The 19234-nt window shown below is 64.8% G+C and carries 16 protein-coding genes and 1 tRNA gene; 12 read left to right on the top strand and 5 right to left on the bottom strand.

Going from position 1 to position 19234, the window contains the following annotated elements:
* Positions 1 to 71: 71 nt before the first annotated feature.
* The 5 genes from SX243_02690 to SX243_02670 all read right to left on the bottom strand — a co-directional run bounded on the left by SX243_02690 (position 72) and on the right by SX243_02670 (position 6140).
* Complete coding sequence (locus SX243_02690; protein ID MDY7091855.1) at positions 72 to 1343, bottom strand: HAMP domain-containing sensor histidine kinase; 1272 nt, start codon at positions 1341 to 1343, stop codon at positions 72 to 74.
* On the bottom strand, positions 1340 to 2008 hold the full coding sequence (locus SX243_02685) for a response regulator transcription factor (GenBank protein MDY7091854.1): 669 nt from the start codon (positions 2006 to 2008) through the stop codon (positions 1340 to 1342). The genes SX243_02690 and SX243_02685 overlap by 4 nt, the downstream gene beginning before the upstream one ends.
* Positions 2009 to 2049: 41 nt before the next feature.
* Positions 2050 to 4416 carry a TonB-dependent receptor gene (locus SX243_02680; GenBank protein ID MDY7091853.1) on the bottom strand — a complete coding sequence of 789 codons (2367 nt, stop codon included), beginning with the start codon at positions 4414 to 4416 and terminating at the stop codon, positions 2050 to 2052.
* 442 nt (positions 4417 to 4858) lie between these two features.
* Positions 4859 to 4934: transfer RNA gene (locus SX243_02675), tRNA-Glu, on the bottom strand.
* 153 nt (positions 4935 to 5087) lie between these two features.
* The gene (locus tag SX243_02670) at positions 5088 to 6140 is read right to left on the bottom strand and encodes a DUF1573 domain-containing protein (protein ID MDY7091852.1); all 1053 of its coding nucleotides are present in this window, start codon (positions 6138 to 6140) and stop codon (positions 5088 to 5090) included.
* Positions 6141 to 6307: 167 nt separating this feature from the next.
* Between SX243_02670 and murC the strand changes: the two genes are divergently transcribed.
* The 12 genes from murC (at position 6308) to atpG (ending at position 19175) form a co-directional block, all read left to right on the top strand.
* Positions 6308 to 7777, top strand: coding sequence for a UDP-N-acetylmuramate--L-alanine ligase (gene murC, locus SX243_02665; GenBank protein ID MDY7091851.1), 1470 nt, complete (start codon positions 6308 to 6310; stop codon positions 7775 to 7777).
* A 200-nt stretch (positions 7778 to 7977) separates the two neighbouring features.
* A complete protein-coding gene (locus SX243_02660; protein MDY7091850.1) occupies positions 7978 to 10410 on the top strand; it encodes a tetratricopeptide repeat protein in 2433 nt (810 codons plus the stop codon).
* Between the two features lie 18 nt (positions 10411 to 10428).
* On the top strand, positions 10429 to 11289 hold the full coding sequence (locus tag SX243_02655; protein MDY7091849.1) for an RDD family protein: 861 nt from the start codon (positions 10429 to 10431) through the stop codon (positions 11287 to 11289).
* 141 nt (positions 11290 to 11430) lie between these two features.
* Positions 11431 to 12846: a sodium-dependent transporter gene (locus tag SX243_02650; GenBank protein MDY7091848.1), complete on the top strand. Its 1416-nt coding sequence runs from the start codon at positions 11431 to 11433 to the stop codon at positions 12844 to 12846.
* 200 nt (positions 12847 to 13046) lie between these two features.
* On the top strand, positions 13047 to 13361 hold the full coding sequence (locus SX243_02645; protein ID MDY7091847.1) for an AtpZ/AtpI family protein: 315 nt from the start codon (positions 13047 to 13049) through the stop codon (positions 13359 to 13361).
* Positions 13362 to 13410: 49 nt separating this feature from the next.
* On the top strand, positions 13411 to 13794 hold the full coding sequence (locus SX243_02640) for a hypothetical protein (GenBank protein ID MDY7091846.1): 384 nt from the start codon (positions 13411 to 13413) through the stop codon (positions 13792 to 13794).
* A 13-nt stretch (positions 13795 to 13807) separates the two neighbouring features.
* On the top strand, positions 13808 to 14689 hold the full coding sequence (gene atpB, locus SX243_02635; GenBank protein ID MDY7091845.1) for a F0F1 ATP synthase subunit A: 882 nt from the start codon (positions 13808 to 13810) through the stop codon (positions 14687 to 14689).
* A 200-nt stretch (positions 14690 to 14889) separates the two neighbouring features.
* Positions 14890 to 15156 (top strand): ATP synthase F0 subunit C, encoded by a 267-nt coding sequence (locus SX243_02630; protein MDY7091844.1) that lies wholly within the window; start codon positions 14890 to 14892, stop codon positions 15154 to 15156.
* Positions 15157 to 15242: 86 nt separating this feature from the next.
* Positions 15243 to 15830 carry a F0F1 ATP synthase subunit B gene (atpF, locus tag SX243_02625; GenBank protein ID MDY7091843.1) on the top strand — a complete coding sequence of 196 codons (588 nt, stop codon included), beginning with the start codon at positions 15243 to 15245 and terminating at the stop codon, positions 15828 to 15830.
* Between the two features lie 66 nt (positions 15831 to 15896).
* Complete coding sequence (gene atpH / locus SX243_02620; GenBank protein ID MDY7091842.1) at positions 15897 to 16490, top strand: ATP synthase F1 subunit delta; 594 nt, start codon at positions 15897 to 15899, stop codon at positions 16488 to 16490.
* Positions 16491 to 16541: 51 nt separating this feature from the next.
* Entirely contained in the window at positions 16542 to 18293 is a 1752-nt protein-coding gene (gene atpA / locus SX243_02615; protein MDY7091841.1) for a F0F1 ATP synthase subunit alpha, read from the top strand.
* Between the two features lie 3 nt (positions 18294 to 18296).
* Positions 18297 to 19175 carry an ATP synthase F1 subunit gamma gene (atpG, locus tag SX243_02610; protein MDY7091840.1) on the top strand — a complete coding sequence of 293 codons (879 nt, stop codon included), beginning with the start codon at positions 18297 to 18299 and terminating at the stop codon, positions 19173 to 19175.
* The last annotated feature ends 59 nt before the right edge of the window (positions 19176 to 19234 follow it).

Below are 19234 nucleotides of genomic sequence, written 5' to 3'. Positions count from 1 at the left end.
GTCGAGGGGTGGCCGTCGTTGACATTGCAGGGAACGAGGCCGCTAACGGGGAGATGGAATCGCCGACCGGCTCAGGCCAGCATCACGACTACCCGCAGGCGGCGATCCTGAGGCTCGAGCGTCAGAGTCCAGCCGTAGCGGCGGCAAAGGTCTTCGACGATCGCCAGGCCTAGACCGGATCCGTCACCCATGAAGGGTGCCTTGAGCTCCTCTGTAGGCTCGATCGGCACGTCCAACGGATTCTCGACGCTGAGCCGATCTTCGAGCGCCGTGATCTTCACCTCTCCCGAAGCGCCGTGACGTAGCGCATTGCCGATCAGATTGTCGAGGAGGATACGCAAGGCTTCAGAGGATATCCGTAGCCGAAGCTCCGGCGCGACGTCGACATGGACCCGATGCTCGCGGTCGGGGCGCCGCGGCAGGTGCTGCAAGCATTCTTCGACGGCTTGGAGAATCGAGGTCGGCAGCTGGGGGCTGTCGACCTCTTCCCGAGCCAGGAAGAGGAAGAGCTCGATCTTCGACTCCATGCGTCGGACGGCGCGCTCGATGCGCTCCAGCGGTCGTTCCGTCGCGTCGTTGGATCGGGCGCGAAGCAGCTCCGTAGCCCCTTTGATCACCGTGAGCGGATTGCGTAACTCGTGACTCGCATTGCGCGTGAACTGCCGTTCCCTCTCCAGGAAACCGAGTAGGCGTAGGGCAGCCTGCCGGATCGAGCGGGAGAGATGGCCGATCTCGTCGAGACGGTCCTCCGATTCGAGCTGACGCCCGCGCCAGGTCTCGAGATCCCAAGCCACGGCGTCGGCAAGCTGGCGGATCGGCACCAACAGTTCCCGGTCGAGCCAGCGGGCCAAGCCAAGGGCGACAGCTAGAATCGCCAGCGCGAACGCCGTACCGGTGATGCCCCAGAAGATCGGCTCTAGCTCTTGCAGCGGTTCGAGCGTGCTGACGTCGTAGAAGAGGATCAGTGGCCCGTCCTTCTGAGGTCTGATGGCGACGAAGGCCTCCAGACCACGAACCTCGTAGATCCCGGCCTCGAGCGCGTCGAGCGGTCGATAGATGCCGAGAAAAACTTCGCCACTGGTGGAGCGAAAAGGTTCGGATAGCTGGTCGAAACCCCAGAAAGCTGTGAAGAGAGGTGACTCTTCGACCTCGAGTCCGGCTTGCTTTGCTGCGATCAAGCGGTCCGCCTCGATCCGCACTAGATGCTTCAGGATCGTGTCTTCGACGGTGGTCACGCCGGCCCACATCGTCAAGAGGACGAAAGGTGCGAGCACCAAACCGGCAACAAGAATCGAGCTGAAGACCCGACGGCGAAGCCGCCAGTGGGTGCGGTCGACGCTCATCTGGCGGCGAGTTGGTAGCCGTAGGCGCGGACGGTGTGCAGCAGATCGCGATCGAAGGGCTTATCGATGGCGCGGCGCAAGGCGTAGATATGGCTACGCAGAACATCGCTTTGCGGTGGATCGTCGCCCCACAATCTGGCTTCCAGTTCTTCGCGCCGAACGACACTGGGCGAACGCTCCATGAGCAAATAGAGAATCTCGAAGGCCGCGCCATGCACCTCGAGTCGCTGGCCATTGCGCCGTACTGTCCGGGTATCGGGGTCGAGTACCAAATCCGCGATCGTCAGCTCGCGCGGCGCTGATCGTCGCAATCTGTCGAGCGCCCGCAGCCTGGCTTCGAGTTCTTGGATAGCGAAGGGCTTGACCAGATAGTCGTCGACGCCCGCTTCGAAGCCTTCCAGCTTGTCGGCCAACGTGTCACGGGCGGTGAGCATCAAAGCGGGCACGCGACACTGCGCCTCGTGGCGCAGCTTGCGGCAGAGGTCTGTGCCAGGCATGCCCGGAAGCATCCAATCGACGATGATGACGTCGAACTCGCGGGTCAGCGCCAGATGCATGCCGGAGATACCGTCATAGGCAAAGTCCACTTGGTGGCCTGCCGCCTCGAGGAAATCGCCCACATTGCCGGCGATATCGAGGTCGTCTTCGATCATCAGGACACGCATCGGTCGAGCCTAACTCATTCCTGACCGTGGGCCCCTGGCCGCTAGAAGGTCCATGAGACGCCGAACGACGGCAACAAGGGTAACCACTGCTCCGGGGACGGTTCGTAGACGGCCTGCCCCTGATCATCGACCAGGAAGTTGCCGCCATCGACTTCGAAACCGGCGTCATTCCTTCGGTTGTAGAGATTCTGCACATCGATGAAGAGCTCCAACACACCGCGTCTGAGGGCGAAGCGGCGGGATGCGCGCACGTCCAGGCGGTGGTAGTCGTCGAGGCGAACCGACCTCAGCTCGCCGATCACCGGTACGGCGATGGGCTCGCCATCCATTCCGCTGGCAAGCGTGGCGGAAACCGGCGTCGTCGGCCAGCCCGTGTGATAGATCCCGACGGCGTTGAAGCTCCAGCGCGGGCTCGGTCGCCACGAGACGCCGAGGTTCATGGCGTGAGTCTGATCGGTGGCGCGAAGGACGTCGCGGCCGTCGAGGGAGTCCTTCGCTTCGGACCAGGCGTAGTTGATCCACCAATCGAAGGTACCGCCTCCTCGGCGGGTCAAGAAAAGTTCGGCGCCGCGCGCCTCCGCCGCCTCAGGCGCGATGAGGATCCGGTCGTTGGCAGTCTCGGGGTTGAGCACGAAGGTCTGGAAGACATTCTCAAACCGTGGCCTGACGTCCTCGATCAAGCGCTGGTAGGCCTCGAGGCGGACCTCCCAGGAAGCCTCTCGGGCCCTGAAAGTGCGTTCCAGGCCGAGAATGCGGTGCTCGGCGCGCTCGGCGCCGAGGAAGGTCGTTTCTCCGTCCTCGACCTGCAGCTCATTCGGTCGCTGGCTCTGGTAGAAGTACCCCCAGGCGAAGCGACCTCGCCAGCCGCTGCCGAAGTCGAAAAGGCCATTGATCCGGGGTGAGAGGTGATCTTCGTCGGTCAGCGAGTGGCGGTCCCAACGGGCACCCGCTTCGATCACGAAGCGAGGCGTAACCTCCCAGCGATCGGCCAGGTAGAGGCCGAGATGCTCGCTTTCGAAGGTGCCGGTCAAGCGGGTGATCGGTCGGACACCGAAAGCACTGGCGACGACGTCGATGAGGGCGAGCTGATTGAAGTAGTCGTACTCGGCTTCGTAACGCCGGGCTTCCCAGCCGGCCTTCACAAGATGTTCATCACCGATCTGCCACGAAAAATCCTGACGGCCTTGCAGAATGTCCAAGGTGCGCTCGTCGCGGATCTCGAAATTCCGCGACGGGCTATCTTCTGTGGTCCGACGATCCCGATCGACCTGGCCGATGGACAGCATCGATTCGACCAGGCCGCTTTGCCCGAGGAAGGCGGTGTGACGAGTCCAGAGGTAGTCGTTGCCATAGCTGCTGTTGGTGCTTTCCTCTTCGAAGCCGTCGTCTTCGCGTTCCCGTTCGACTTCGTCGTTGCTATCCGAAGAGAGCAGAGCCTGGACCGTCAAGTCCTGTTTTGGCCCCAGGTCGAAGCTCACCTTGCTCAGCACATCCCAGTACGTCGGCCCACGGCCGCGGCGAGTCTCACTCTCGCTTTCTTCTTCGCCCGCGATGTCGAGCACGATATCGAGCCAGCCCCGGCGGGCGGACGCGAAGTAGGAGCCACCTTCCCACCGACCGCTCGTGGAGGCCCAAGCGTTCAGCAGGCTGACGCCAAGCTCAAAGGTGCGGTCATCAGGACTGAAGGTCTCGAGGTCGAGCACACCCGCACTGCGGTCGCCATATTCGACCGGGAACCCGCCGGTGAAGAGGTCGACGCCGCCGAGCATCTCCGGATCGATGATGCTGAAGATGTTTTGATAGTCCTTGAGGTGATACGGCTCGAAAATCTCCAGGCCATCGATTTCGTAGCGGACCTCCCGCGTCAAGCTGCCTCGAAGATTGAATTCGGCCGACGCGTCATTCGAGGTCACGCCCGGCAAGACCGTGACAGCTCGGACGATGTCGTCGCCGAAATGGGGTAGCTCGCGCAATTCCTCGCCAGAAAGGGCGGAAGAACGTGCGGGTGCGTCGCGGCCGATCGAGTAACTGCCGACGACGTTGATCGAGTCGAGTGTGACCTCTGCCGCGGGCAAGCGGATGAGGAGCTCCTGAGATGGCGACTCGCGGCTCACCTCGATCAAAACCTCCCCGACCGCGAATCCTGGCGCCGCCGCGATCACGCGATAGCTGCCTTCGGGGACGGTACGCAGCGTGAAGAATCCTTCGCTGTCCGTGGAGACGGTTTTGATGACCCGTGGATCGAGTCCTACCTCGGCACCCAAAATCGGTACGTCGTCCGTGGTGACGACTCGGCCCTCGATCTGGCCGAAATAGCGCCTGGCATCGTCTGAGTCAGCGGCGGCGGGCAAGCTTGCCACCAAGAGGACTGTGGTAGCGAGTATCGATAGACGAATCATGGACGGCATCTTCGTTCTCCTGCTGGGGGCGGACGTGGGCCACGCGTAGGAAAACAATAGAGAGCCGTCCGTGAACGGGCTGCGGTCTCAATGTGAACGAAGTGTGAAGCAGTCTATGCGGTGGCGCCCCTGTCGATGCTGCATTCAAAGACACGCCGAACTCTTCGGCCAGATCCTCTGTGGAGAAGTGGTCGCGGCCGCGAGATGTCCAATCGCGGAGGAGTTGGGCGGCTGAGGGAGAAGAGCCTTTAGGACTCACTCGCGAGATGTACCGAAGTTCGGTAGTTTTGTCGAGCGAAACCGGGAGGCGCCCGCGTCAGATCGGAACTCAAAACTCGAGAATCGAGCGCGTAGGGTGTTGCGCTGCTATGACTCGCGGGAGTGGCGAGCTGGGGCGCCCAATCTCGTCTGATTGGGTTGGAAGTCCTAACTAGGCGGGGAAAGAAAAGGCTGGTAGCGCGTACGGGATTCGAACCCGTGTTACCGGCGTGAGAGGCCGGCGTCCTGGACCCCTAGACGAACGCGCCGTGCCAAAAGGCCACGGAAAGATAACCGAAAAGGCGGGGCGGTGCAAGGGGGGAAGTTCGTGCGGGCAGGAAAAAAGCCCGCCGGTAACCCAAAACCGGCGGGCTTGAGAGGTTCGGAAGCGTTGAACCGGGGTGTCTAGGAGAGGAGCCGCCTTAGATGACGGTGCCGATGACCGGCACCTCGAGGCTCGGCACCTTCGGGCTGTCGGTCTGGATCTTGAGCATGCCGTTGAAGTCGCCCTTGGGGGTGTCGGGGCTCACCAGCAGACGAATCTGGAAGCGGCGGCCCTCCTCGAGGGGGATGATTTCGGCGGAGATGGTGGGGATGGTGCTCTGGATGCTGGTGAGGTCGATCTTCTCCACCGCGTAGTTCTTCACCAGAATGTTGGCCTGCAGGGGCTCCTTGAGCTCGATCTTGCGGAAGTTGGCGGTCTGGGGGGTCACCGCCAGCACCGGGCGCACGAAGCCGGAGATGGGGATGCTCATGGTCTTCTGCTTGGGGTGATCGGTGGTGATCTGCAGGGCGCTGGTGATGGGGCCGATGGGGGCGTCCTTGGCGAGGGTCACCGACACCTGGTATTGCTTGCCCTTGGCGTCTTCGGCCCGCTCTTCCTCGGTGGCCTCGCGGACGGCGACGGTGAGGTAGTCCTCGGTCGCCGTGGCGGAGACAATGTTGAAGTCGCTGCCGTCCTGAGCCCAGATGCTCTGGTCGACGGAGCCCTTCTGCTGGTCTTGGACGACATTGAAGCGGGCATAGCCGGGGATGGCGTTGAGGTAGGGCTTCACCTCGCTCTTGGCGGTGAGCACGATGGAGGGGTTGTTGGGGTCGTTGGTCAGGACCGTGACCCGCTTGGTGTCGGCGCCGAAGAGGTTGGTGGTGTCGATCTCGGCGCGAACCTTGCCGGTGGCGCCGGGAGCGATGACCTCGTCATAGGTGGCGACGGTGCAGCCGCAGGACGGGCGGACCTGGGTGATCTCCAGGGGCTCGGTGCCCTCGTTGCGCAGCTCCCATTCCACCTTCAGGGTCTCGCCCTTGGGAATGGTGCCGAGGTCCAGGACTTCTTCAACGGCGACGGCCTTGGGGCCGGTGGCTTCCTCGGCGGCGGTTTCGTCGGCAGCCGCGTTGGCGGCCAGGGCCGGGAGGGAGAGTGCGGTCAAGATTCCAGCGGCAAGTGTCAAAACGGCACGAATGGGTAGGCGGTTCATATCCTCACTCCTCTTCAAAGCTTCGATGAGTCTGCAGACTGCTGCGGCCTTCGGTTTGCCGGCGCTCGAGGGCTTTAACTAGCATATCGAACGGTGCGCGGCCGGGGCTGGTGCCGGTGGTACACTGCGCCATCCCGGCGGCGGAGCCGGGGGCAAGGGAGCAGACGGTGACGGAAACTGCATTGAGCATTTATTGCATCGCCATCGGCGGCACCGGCATGGCGCCTCTTGCCTGTCTTCTGCAAGAGCTGGGCCACCGGGTGAGCGGATCCGACGGTCCCCTCTACCCGCCCATGAGCACCCTGCTGGCGGAGGCGGGGATCAAGCCGCTGGTGGGCTTTGATCCAGCGCATCTGGACGAGGTTGGGCCGGACCTGGTGATCGTCGGCAACGCGGTGCCGCGGAGCAATCCGGAGGCGCTTCGGGCTGAAGAGCTGCGGGCTGAAGAATTGCGGGCCGAGGGAGGGGATGCGAAAGAGCCGAGGCTGGAGCTGCTCTCCATGCCCCAGGCGGTGGCTCGCTTTCTCCTCGCCGGCCGCCGGCCGCTGGTGGTGGCGGGGACCCACGGCAAGACCACCACCACCGCCCTCGCCGCCTGGGTGTGGAGCGCCACCGGCCGCGATCCCGGCTACCTCATCGGCGGCGTGCCGAAGAATCTGCCCGCCAGCTTCGCCCTCGGTGGAGGGGATCGATTCGTCATCGAAGGGGACGAGTACAACGCCGCCTACTTCGATCGTGGTGCCAAATTTCTCCACTACCAGCCCCAGACCGTCATCCTGACCAGCGTCGAATACGACCACGCGGACCTCTATTCCAGCCCGGAAGCGTTACTAGAGGCCTACCGCCGGCTTGTGCAGCTGGTGCCCCCCAGCGGCCGGCTGGTGGCCTGGGGGGACTCGCCGGAGGTGCGCCAGGTCGCCGCGGCAGCGCGCTGCCCGGTGATCTTTTATGGGTTTGGAGAGGGCAATTCGGTGCGGGTCGAGGGCGGTGCCAAGGGGGGCGAGGAAAGCGCCGGAGGCAGCCGCTTCACCGTGCGGGACGGGGAGGGAGAGGCGAGAGAGCTGCGGCTGCGGGTGCCCGGGCGGCACAATGTGCTCAATGCCTTGGCGGTGTGGGCGGCGGCGCGGTACGACGGCCTGGAGTCTTCTGCGGTGGCCGAGGCGCTGGCGCAGTTCGGCGGCACGGCGCGGCGGCTGGAGGAGCTGGGCACCGCTTCCGGGGTCACCGTTGTCGACGATTTCGCCCACCACCCGACGGCGGTGAAGGCCTCGCTAGAGGCGCTGCGCGGGCACTATCCCGGACGACGGCTGGTGGCCATCTTCGAACCCCGGAGTCTCACCGCCGGACGCCAGATGTTCTACGACGCCTACCGGACGAGCTTCGGCCCCGCGGATGCCGTGCTCTTCGCTCCCATCTTTCACGCCGGTCGGCTGGAGGATGCCGAGCGCCTGGATCTCGATTCGCTGGTGAGGGACCTGCGGGCCGCGGGGAGCGCGGCGGAAAGTTGTCCGACGTTGGATCGATTGTTGGAGCGGGCCATCGAGGTCGCGCAGCCCGGCGACGTGCTGGTGACCATGTCCTCCGGCGGCTTCGGCGGCATGCCGCGGCGGCTGCTGGATGAGCTGGGCGGGGAGTAGCAAGACGACGACCTTCCGGGCGGAGCTTTGGTTGTACGCCCCTGGAGGGTTTGCTAGCATGCTTCGCGACCTATTCCGAGTCCCCAAAGCCGCCTGTCAACGGGTTCATAGTGGTCTTGCGGTGGTCTTGATGGGGCGGCCTGGAATCTCTCATTCTGGCGGTGATCGAGCCGCCAACACACTTCGGATCCGAGCACTTTATGGCATATCGCGGTAACTCAGCTCTCCCCGCCGAGATCCAGCAACGGATCGAATCGACCTTCCAGCAAGCGTTGACTTCGGCCAAGGCGGGCAGTCACCGCGAGGCGCTTCTCGGCTGCGACTTCATCCTCAAGCTCGACCCGGACTTCGAGCCCGCCCGCATTCTCGCCCAACGGTTGCGTCAGGCCGCCGGTGGCGAGCAGGGCATGGCGGCGGAGGATCTGGCCAAGCAGCTCCAGGCGCATTTTGACCAGGGGCAGTATCAGCAGGTGCTGGAGCTGGCGGGCAAACACCAGCAGCTAGTCACCGGCAATCAGCAGCTTCGTCAGCTGGCGACCCAGGCGCAGGAGCGGCTGGGCATGCAGCAATTCCTGGAGAAGGCCCTTGCCGGAGCCCAGCAGGCCCTGGAGACGGGAGATCTGGGGAAGGCGGAGGAGTTGCTGAAGAAGGCTCGGAGTCTGTCGCCGGAGGATCCACGGCTGGCGCAGCTCGAGCAGAAGATCGAGGCACAGCGTCCCGCGCCTCCGGCCTTCGAGGCGCCGCCGCCGTTGCCCTCGTCGCCGCCGGTTCCGGAGCAAGCTTCGCCTGCCGCTCAGTCACCGTCTTCCCAATTGGAGGTCCCGGCGGATCCTCTCGCCGACTTGACCGGGGATGGTGGGGAGTGGGGGATCTTCGAAGGGGCCATCGAGCCGCCCCCTGCGGAAGAGCAGGGCTCGGCCTTTGCCGCCGGTCCGCCGGCGGAAGCGGAGGCATCCGCGCCGGATTTCAGCTTTGGCGGGGAGCCGGATCCCCTGGCCGCCTTCGGCTCGGACGCCCCAGCGTCTCCGCCGCCGTCGGAGGAGCCCCAGGATGCCGGGTTCGGTTCTCTCTTCGGTGACGACACGTCCGGAGCGGATAGCGAGCTGGACGCGGCCTTCGAGGGGCTCGGTAGCGGCGAGCTGTCGACGGTGGGAGATGCCGGAGGGACGAGCGCCGAGCCAGCGGAGGCGATGGACTTTTCTTTCGACGAGGCGTCCGATAGCGAGCTGGAGGACGATCTGGACTTCGCTATCGGCGAGTTGGGGGGCGCGGCTCCGCCGGCTCCTTCCGCTGCCGCTGCGCCGGCGGGCTCCGGCTCGTCGGGGGGTGGCGATCGCATCAGCGGGCTTCTCGACGAGGGGCAGACCGCCTTCGAGGCCGGCGATTATCAAAGCGCCATCGACGTCTGGTCGCGTATTTTCCTCATCGACATCGACAATGAGGAGGCCTCGCGGCGGATCGAGAAGGCCCGGAACCTCAAGGCGGAGACGGAGCGCCAGATCGAGGAGATTCTCCACGAAGGTCTGGCGGCCTACGAGGCGGGGGATTTGGAGCGAGCCCGCGGACCTTTCCAGAAGGTCCTGGAGCTCAACCCCAACCACGCGGTGGCGCAGGAGTACCTGGAGCGCGTCGAGGCCGGCGAAGGGCCGGCGGTGGCAGTGCCGGAGGCTTTCGACGCGCCGCCGCCCATACCGGACATGCCGGCGACTCCGGATACGGGCGGAGCGGCGGAGGATTCGGTGCTCAGCCAGGAGATCATGGTGCCGCCGGATCCGGATGCCGTCGAGCCACCGCCGCCGCCTCCTCCGCCGGCGCCGGCGAAGAAGCGCAAGAGCTCGCCGCGGACTCTCTTTCTGGCCATTAGCGCTCTCTCGGTGCTCTTGCTGGCGGCTTTGGGTTGGTTCCTGCTCAACAATTGGAGCCGCTTTTTCCCCAACCAGGGCGCAGAGACCGCGGCCACCGCTCCGGCGGGGCAGAGTCCCATCGATCAGGCGCGCAAGTTGGCGGACGGCGGCCGGACTCGGCTGGCGATCTCGCAACTGGAGCGGATTCCTTCCAATAGCCCCTACTACGAAGAGGCGCAGAAGCTGATTCTGGACTTGCAGGCGCCGGTGGCGGATGAGCCGGCGGAGGCCGTGGCGAGCGCCGAGATCGGCGACGAGGGGAGTCCCCGGGGAGAATTGGTGGGGCAGGCGCGCCTGGCGCTGGAGGCCGGGCGGGCTCTGGAGGCTCGCCGCTTGCTCCAGCAGGCGGCGGCGCTGGCGCCGTTGAGCGAGGCCGAGGAGGCGCTCAGCGCCGAGGTGACTACGGCCCTCGAGCCCATCGCCACGGAGGTGCAGCTCTTCGAGGACAGCGAGTGGGGGCTGGCCTTGCCGGCGCTATGGCGGATGCACGTCGATGATCCTCAGAACCAGGACGTGGTTCGGCTTCTGGTGGACAGTTACTACAACCTCGGCGTGAGGTATCTGCAACGCAACGATCCGCGGCAGGCGTCGGAAAGCTTCGCCGAAGTGCTGGAGCTCGATCCGGACGACTTCGAGGCCCAGCGCCACGCCCGCTTCGCTCAGGTCTATCAAGAGAGGCCGCCGGATCTGCTCTACCGCATCTACGTCAAATATCTACCCTTCCGGTGAGATGAGCGCTCCGGAGAGATGAGCACCAGGCATTCTGACGATCCAAGATCCTCCGGCAGCTCTCGGGCCGCAGGCGAGGAGGAGTCCGGTCGTGATTCTCGCGGACTCTTCGATCCGCCGCTGAAGCCTGAGCCTCGCCCTGTGGGCTCGGAGGCGCCGTCCCGGCGGCCCGCCCGCCCTGCCAAGCGCCGGCGCAAGGGAGATTCGGCCCCGCTCTCTCTGCCCCTCTTTCCCGAGCTCGAAGACGATGAGCCGGTGGATCCGGTGGACGCCGAGGTCGACGAGCTGGATGTGGATCCACCCCTCGAGCTCCCCGACGACGAGCCGCCGGGGGATTCCGGTGTCGAGGAGGGCGCCGAGGTGGCGGACGACTTGCTCGCGGCGAGCGTCGAGGATGCCGGGGAGGATTGGTCGGAGTCCGATGCGCTGGAAGAGCCGGAGCTGCCCTACTCGCCTCCGCCGAGTCCGGAGCCCGAAGATCCTTTCGACGTGCCGGTACGGCTGCGGGCGCTGGCGGGCTTGGCGGATCTGGCGGTGCACGGGGCGCTGCTCTTGTTGGTGTTGTTGGGAGAGCGCTTGGTGGGCATGCGATGGGATTTGGACCAATGGCCCGGTCTGGCGATCTTTCTTCTCACCTTCTCCTTCCTCTATACGGTGATCCCCCTCGCTTTTTGGGGGCAGACTCCGGGGATGTCGGTGGCGGGTATTTTGGCCTGTGCCGAGGACGGCGAGAATTTGAGCTTTCCCCAGACCGCTGCCCGGTGGGCGGCGGGTCTCCTCACGCTCTTGCTGCTGGGGCTCCCCCTGGTGGCAGCGCTTTGGGGGCCGTCGCTGTCGGACCGGCTCAGTCAGTCCCTGACCCGCCGGGCGTTGGAGTGAGCTTCGTCTGGGGGCCGGTGATATGCTTCATCGCGGTCTAGACAATCTGGAAGCATTTCGACAGCGTGTTGTATCGGGCCTGACGCCGCCGCAGGGCGGGTTCCCGTGTTTTTGACGTGTCATGTAAGAGGAGGGTGATCTATGTCCACGGAGCTTGAGAAACGGGGAACATTCGGTCGCCTGGGCTTTGTGCTGGCTGCTTCGGGCTCGGCCATCGGCCTGGGGAATATCTGGAAATTCCCCTACATCGCTTATGAGAACGACGGTGGCTCCTTCGTGCTCATCTATCTCATCGCCATCGCTCTCATCGGGGCTCCCATCATGCTGGCGGAGATCGTCCTCGGGCGCCGGACCCAACAAAGCCCGGTGGGCGCCTTCTTGGATCTGGTCGAGGGAGAGGCCAAGGGCGTGGCCGGCGGCAAGCTGTGGTCGTTGGTAGGCTGGCTGGGCATCGCCTCCGGCTTCGTGATCCTCTCGTACTACGCGGTCATCGCCGGCTGGACGGTCTACTACGTCGGCCGCTGCTTCGTGTGGGTGACCCAAGGCTTTGGTGAGGCCGAGGCCGCCAGTTTGGGGAGCGACTTCGGGGCCTTCCTGGCCAATCCGGGACTACAGATCACCTTCCACGCGCTGTTCATGGTGATCACCGTGGCGGTGGTCATCCTCGGGGTCAAGGCGGGCATCGAGCGCACCACATCCTTCTTGATGCCGGTGCTCTTGGGGATTTTGCTCCTGCTGCTGATCAACTCGGTGCGCACGCCGGGCTTCGGAGAGGCCATGGCCTTCCTCTTCCATATCGGTCCGATTTCCAGCGACGGAATTTTGGAGGCCGTCGGCCACGCCTTCTTCACCCTCTCTTTGGGGATGGGGGCGATGATCACCTACGGTTCCTACGTGTCGCGCAAGGACTCCATTCCCAAGGCCGGGTTGACCATCTGCGTGCTCGACACCGTCATTGCCCTGATGGCCTCCACCATCATGTTCTCCATCATCTTCAGTGTCGACGCGGCGGAGCGGGCCGAGACCTTCGCGCGCAGTGCTGTGATTCTCTTCACCACCTTGCCCAAGATGTTCTTCGACCTGCCCGGCGGCGGCCTGCTCTCGCCCATCTTCTATCTGCTGGTGGCGATGGCGGCCTTGACCTCGACGATCTCGCTCCTCGAGGTGGTGGTGGCCTACTTCATCGATCGGCGGGGTTGGAGCCGGCGCAAGTCGGCCCTGGTGGTCGGTGGGCTGATCTTCCTGTGCGGCATTCCTTCCGCTCTCTCCTTGGGGTCGGTGGCCTTCCTCGGCGAGATGAGCCTGCGGGGCCAGGTCGGCTTCTTCACCATCCTCGACTATCTGGCGTCCAATTGGATGTTGCCCCTGGGGGGGCTGGGCATCGCGGTCTTCACCGGCTGGATGCTGCCTACCAAGTTGAGCCGGGACGAGCTGGAGACGGGGCACGGCGTGGTCAAGCTCTATGGGCTGTGGCTCTTCCTGCTCCGCTTCGTTTGCCCGCTGGCGATTCTGTGGATCATGTACGCGGTGATTTTCCAGGCCCGTAGCTTCGCCTGAGTCGTCGGCCGGTCTCGCGAGCTTGTTGGATGGGCTTGTTTTACCGGCCTGTCACCGACGATCTTTGGGCGATGGTTGAATGCTCTGTCGGAGGTTGCTAGACTTTGCGCCTCCGGCCGGGGCGCGCGGAATCCGTCCGTGGTGTGCGCGCCGGTTCGATGGTCCCGCCGCCGGACGGGGTGGCTCCATCGGAGATGTCCATGCCGGACAGAGATAAGAATCAAGGCTTGCGGTTTGCGGGGCTGGGAATTGAGTTCGCGGCCGCGGTGGCGGGTCTGACCCTCGTCGGCTATTGGGTCGATCACCACTTCGGTTCCAGTCCCTGGGGAGTGCTCATCGGTGCTGCCATCGGCATCATCGGGGGCATGCGCAACATGATTCGCGAAGCACTGTCCGCCAATCGCTCCATGAGCTCCGGAGTCTCCTCGAAGGGGGCGGCGGAGAAAAAAGAAGGACCTGCGGACGAGAAGTCGCAGGGTCCGGGGCGAAAGGGCCTTCACGGAGGCGATTCATGAGCCCGACGTCATGAGCACGGTGAGACCAAGCTCTTTTCGGAGCTTCGCCTTGACAGCCGCCGCGGTCACCGCTCTGCTGCTCGCTGTGGGTTTCTTTCCCACTCGGAGCCTTGCGGGGACGGCGGGAGTCCTGGCGATGTTCGCCGGCGGTGCAGTCGCCCTCGTCGCCTCCCTGTGCGGCGGACTCGTGGTGGCCTTGCGGGACAACACCGCTCAGCCACCGGTTTTCGTCGCTTTCGGGGTCATGGGCCTGCGGTTGGCGGTGGTGGTGCTGCTGGGCCTCGCCATCGCCCTGACTCGCTGGTTTTCTCTCGCGCCATTGTTGGTGTGGGTCGCCATCGCCCATCTCGTACTCTTAGCGGTAGATACGAGATACGTGCTCGGGAGTTTGGCTCCCGGCAAGACGACAACCGAAGATTTAGCAGAGCGATAAAGCGGGAGTAGTCATGCAGCTCGGTTTGGCCAGAATCGCCGGGGGAAGTCCTCTGGACCACGTGGTGCAGCACCCCTTGAAGGAGGTGCCCGCGGACTTGGGTATTCTCACCCCCGACGGGGTGATTACCGTCCTCAGCGACCAGATTGTGATGATGATCGTCGCCGGCCTGCTGCTGGCGGTTCTGCTGCCCCTCTACGTGCGCCGCCGCCGTGGCGCTGGGGAAGTGGACCGATTGGTCCCCGCCGGCCCGTCCAACTTCATCGAGGCGATTTGCGCGTATCTTCGCAAAGAGGTGGCGGAGCCCAACCTGGGGCCCTACACGGACCGCTTCATCAAGTTCATCTGGACGCTGTTCTTCTTCATCCTCACCGTCAACCTGTTGGGATTGATCCCGCTGGGCTCGGTGACGCCGGCGATTTTCGGCGTCCACATCGGAGGCACCGCCACCGCAAATATCTGGGTCACGGCAGCCCTAGCCATCGTCACCCTGCTGATGATGGTGATCAACGGCTTCCGTCTCGGAGGCATGGAATACATCAAGCATTTCTGCCCCGGCCCGCTCTACGTCGCGCCCATCTTGGTGCCTATCGAGATCATGGGCGTATTCGCCAAAGCGTTTGCCCTGGCGGTGCGTCTCTTCGCCAACATGGTGGCGGGGCACATCCTGCTCGCGGTGCTGGTGGGCTTTATCCTCAGCGCCGGCGCGGCCGGCGCGGTGGGCGGTTTTGCCGTCGCGGTGCCGGTGGTGCTCGCGAGCATCGCCATCAATCTGCTGGAGATTTTCGTCGCCTTTCTACAGGCGTTCATCTTTACGTTTCTGACCGCCCTCTTCATCGGCATGTCCATCGTCTTCCATCATGGGGACGACCATGCCGGAGCCCACGCCCACTGAGGGAGCTGGTGCTGAAGAGGAGGTAGAAGAGTTTGTGCCATGACCGCCAGCGCGGGCTCAAGGTCATGGACTGTCAATCGATCGAAGTTTCGAGAATACCGGTGGCGGGCCCCGCGTCGCCACCGACAGGGAGACCAAAGGAAATGAGCAAGAGAGCCGCCCAGATCACCTTCATGGTGTTCGTTGCCGCCCTGGCCGTGATGTTGATTCCGACCACCGCCTTCGCCCAGGAGGGTGCTGGCTTCACTGGGGACAGCCTGCGTAAGCTCGGCGGCGCCCTGGGTGCCGGCCTGGCGGTGATCGGCGGAGGCCTCGGCATCGGTAAGATCGGCGCCAGCGCCACCGAAGCCATCGCCCGCCAGCCGGAAGCCGGCGCCGCGGTGCAGACCGCGATGATCATCAGCGCCGCCCTCATCGAGGGCGCGACCCTGTTCGCCGTAGTCGTCGGTCTGCTGGCCGCCCTGTGATCGGACGCTCGGCGGGGAGGGCCGGCCGCGTGCCGGTCCCACCCGCCAGCGCCTCAAATCGTCACGGATTGAAGGGGTCGAACACTATGCGCAAGCTGAGTCAGTTCGCTTTCGCCCTCTGCTGGGCCTTGCCGGCGCTAGCCGCCGAGGTGGAGCACGAAGGCGGCAGCTCGCCGGGGCTTTTCTCCGGCAATATCGGCAACGCCATCTGGACCCTCGTGATCTTCGTCCTGCTGTTGTGGGTGCTGGGCAAGTATGCCTGGGGCCCGATCCTCAGTGGCCTGCAAAGCCGCGAGGACTACATTCGGGACTCTCTGGAGCAGGCACGGCAACAGCGGGAAGCTGCGGAGCAGCGTCTCGCCGACTACGAGGCCAAGCTGGCCGCCGCCCGCGCCGAGACCGAAGAGCTGTTGGCGGAGGCCCGGCGTGACGCCGAAGCCCTGCGCCTGCGCGAGGAAGAGCGAGCGAAGGCGGAGGCGGACAAGCTCCTGGAGCGCGCCCGTCGCGAAATCGCCATCGCCCAGGAGACCGCGGTCAAGGATCTCTACGCCCACGCTACGGAGCTGTCGACACAGGTCGCCTCCAACATCCTGGAGCGAGAGATCAACCCGCAGGACCATGAGCGTCTGATCGCCGATTCCATCTCGGCCATTGGGCGAATCGAAGAGAATTAAAGCGCCGGGGAGCGGCTCATCGCCTGGCGGTGAGCCCTCTCGGCATCGATGCGGGAGCCCGAGCACATGTCGAGCTTCAATGACAAAACCCTGGCGGTAGCCAAGGTCTACGCCAGCGCCATGATCGAGCTGGCGGAGCAGCGCGGCGAGGCGGATGACCTCGGCGAGGAGCTGACGCAGCTGGTTGCGCTGGTGCGGGAGAACGAAGATTTCCGCACCTTCGTGGAGGATCCCCTGGTGGATCCGGACCAGCGGCAGGAGAGTCTGGAGAAACTGTTCCGGGGCCACACCAGCGATCTGCTGGTGGACTCCCTCCAGGTGCTCAACCGCAAGGGGCGGATCGGCATCCTGCCGGCCATCTCCGAGGTCTACGACGCTCTGCTGGACGCTTTGCGCCAGCGGGTGGAGGTGTCGGTGACCAGCGCCGTGGCGCTATCCGACGCCCAGCGTCGGGAACTCTCCGCGGCGGTCAAGGCCCAGACCGGTCGCGATGCCCGCTTCCTCGAGCGCGTCGACGAGGCGCTGCTGGGCGGCATGGTGGTGCAGATCGGCGACCGCAAGATCGACACCAGTGTCGCCACTCGCCTCCAGGGGCTGAGCGCGGCGCTGCTCGCCCGCGGCTCACGAGAAATCCAAGCCGGTTCCTACGGGGAAAGCTGATCCCGGGACCACGGTGCATATCTACGTTGACGGCAGGTTGAAGGTGAAGACATGAAGTTCAAAGTCGATGAGATCTCCTCGGTCATCGCCGAGGAAATCCAGCAATATCGCAGCGGCGTCGACCTCGCCGAGGTGGGCAAGGTCCTGGAGGTGGGCGACGGCATCGCCCGGGTCTATGGCCTGACCAACGCCATGGCCTCCGAGCGCCTGGTGTTCGAGAACGGCGCGTCCGGCCAGGTGTTCAACCTGGAAGAGAACTCCGTCGGCGTGGTCATCCTGGGCAACTACCTGGGGATCCGCGAGGGCGACGAGGTGCGGCGCACCGGCGAGCTGCTCAGCGTGCCCGTGGGCGACAAGATGATCGGCCGCGTGGTCAACCCCCTGGGGGAGCCCCAGGACGGCAAGGGAGTCATCGAGACCCCCTACCGTCGGCCGCTGGAGTTCAAGGCCCCGGGCATCTCCGAGCGCCAGCCCGTCAACGAGCCGCTGCAGACCGGCATCAAGGCCATCGACAGCATGATCCCGGTGGGCCGCGGCCAGCGCGAGCTGATCATCGGCGATCGCAAGACCGGCAAGACCGCCATCGCCATCGACACCATCCTCAACCAGAAGGGCGGCGATGTGATTTGCGTCTACGTCGCCGTCGGTCAGAAGGAGTCGACGGTAGCGGCGGTGGTCGACAAGCTGCAGGAAGAGGGCGCCATGGACTACACCATCGTGGTCTCCGCCTCCGCTTCCGACCCGGCGCCGCTGCAGTACATCGCGCCCTACGCCGGTGCCGCCATGGCCGAGTACTTCATGTACCAGCAGGGCAAGGCGACCCTGTGCGTCTACGACGATCTCAGTAAGCAGGCCCAGGCTTATCGCCAGCTTTCGCTGCTGCTGCGCCGTCCCCCCGGCCGTGAGGCCTATCCCGGCGACGTCTTCTACCTGCACTCCCGCCTTCTCGAGCGCAGCGTCAAGCTGCGCAGCGAGTTCGGCGTGGTGCCGGCGGACACCCCGGAAGATTCCACCGACCGCTCCATCGCCCGCAAGCACCCCGAGGGGCTGGCGGCGCCGCCGGAGCAACGTCCCGATGACGAGAAGGGCCTGTACCATCGTCCCGAGGGCGCCGAGCGGGCCGAAGCTTGGCTCGAGAGCCTCGGCGACAAGGACAAGTACAAGGTTCACCGCTATCCCAACAGCGGCGGCTCGATGACGGCACTGCCCATCATCGAGACCCTTGAGGGCGAGGTCTCGGCCTACATCCCGACCAACGTGATTTCCATCACCGACGGTCAGATCTACCTCGAGCCGGACCTCTTCTTCGCCGGTATCCGCCCCGCGGTGAACGTCGGTATCTCCGTGTCCCGCGTGGGTGGCAACGCCCAGCGGAAGGCCATGAAGTCCATCGCCGGCTCGCTACGTCTCGACCTCGCGGCGTTTCGCGATCTCGAAGCCTTCGCCCAGCTGGGCACCGAGCTCGACCCATCCTCCCAGCGCCAGCTGGACCGCGGTAAGCGAATGACCGAGCTCTTGAAGCAGCCGCAGTACTCGCCCTACAACATCAACGACCAGATCCTCAGCATCTTCGCCGGTACCCGCGGGTACCTCGACGATCTGCCGGTGCCCCAGGTGCTGACCTTCGAGGCGGATCTGCTGCAGCACTTCCGGGACGAATTCCCCGAGATCATCGAGGAGCTCGACCGCACCGGCAAGCTCAGCGACGAGCTGACCGAGAAGATTCGCAAGGTGATCAGCGAGTTCAAGGCGCACTTCGTGCGGACTCACCAGGCCGACGACGAAGAGAGCAACGAAGGCTAAGCCATGGCCAATCGCAGAGCCATCGTCAAGCGCCGCAAGGCGGTGCGCAACATCAAGAAGATCACGCGCACCATGCAGCTCATCGCCACCGCCCGTTTTCAGGCAGCGATGAACCGCGCCATGCGCAGCCGGCCCTACACCGACAAGCTCGCCGAGATGGTGGCGGATCTCTCCAGTCTCACCGACGAGGTCCGTCATCCGCTGATGGAGAGTCACGGCGGCGAGGACCGGTCCCTGATGCTGGTGCTGACCAGCAACCGGGGTCTGTGCGGCGGTTATAACGCCAACGTGCTGCGCACCGCCGTCGCCCATCTTCGGGGGCAGCGCAAGAACGGCGTCGAGACCGAGGTCTACATGGTCGGCAAGAAGGGCGCCAGCGCCTTCCGCTTCCAGAAGCGGGAGATGGCGAAGACCTTCTTCGACTTCGACGACAAGCCTCGCTTCGACCAGGTGGAGCCTTTGGCGCAGGACGTCATGGAGCGCTTCACCAAGGGCGAGGTGGGCTCGGTCTACGTCACCTACATGCGCTTCTACTCCGCCGGCCGGCAGGTGCCGGAGGTTTTCCAGCTCCTGCCCTTGGCGCAGGATCTGGTGTCCGGCGACGAGGAGTCCACCGGCCCCCGGGCGGACTATGAGGTGCAGCCCTCCGCCAAGGAGCTGCTCGACGAGCTGCTCCCGGCGACGGTGCGCATGCGCCTGTTCCAAAGCTTCAACGACGCGGCCGTGAGCGAGCAGCTCGCTCGCATGGCGGCGATGAAGGCGGCCACCGAGGCCGCCGAGGAAATGATCGGCAACCTGACGCGGCAGTACAACCGGGCACGCCAAACCCAGATCACCCTGGAGTTGCTCGACATCGTCGGCGGCGCTAACGCGCTGGCCTGATCGGCGCGTTGTTCCCGAATTCGCTGCCCTAGCTAGGTAACCAAGAAACCGGCAAGCAC

This window comes from Acidobacteriota bacterium (assembly GCA_034211275.1).
Lineage (GTDB): Bacteria > Acidobacteriota > Thermoanaerobaculia > Multivoradales > JAHZIX01 > JAGQSE01.
The sequence above is the reverse complement of the archived record's forward strand: the minus strand, read 5'-3'. Positions and strand labels throughout refer to the sequence as shown.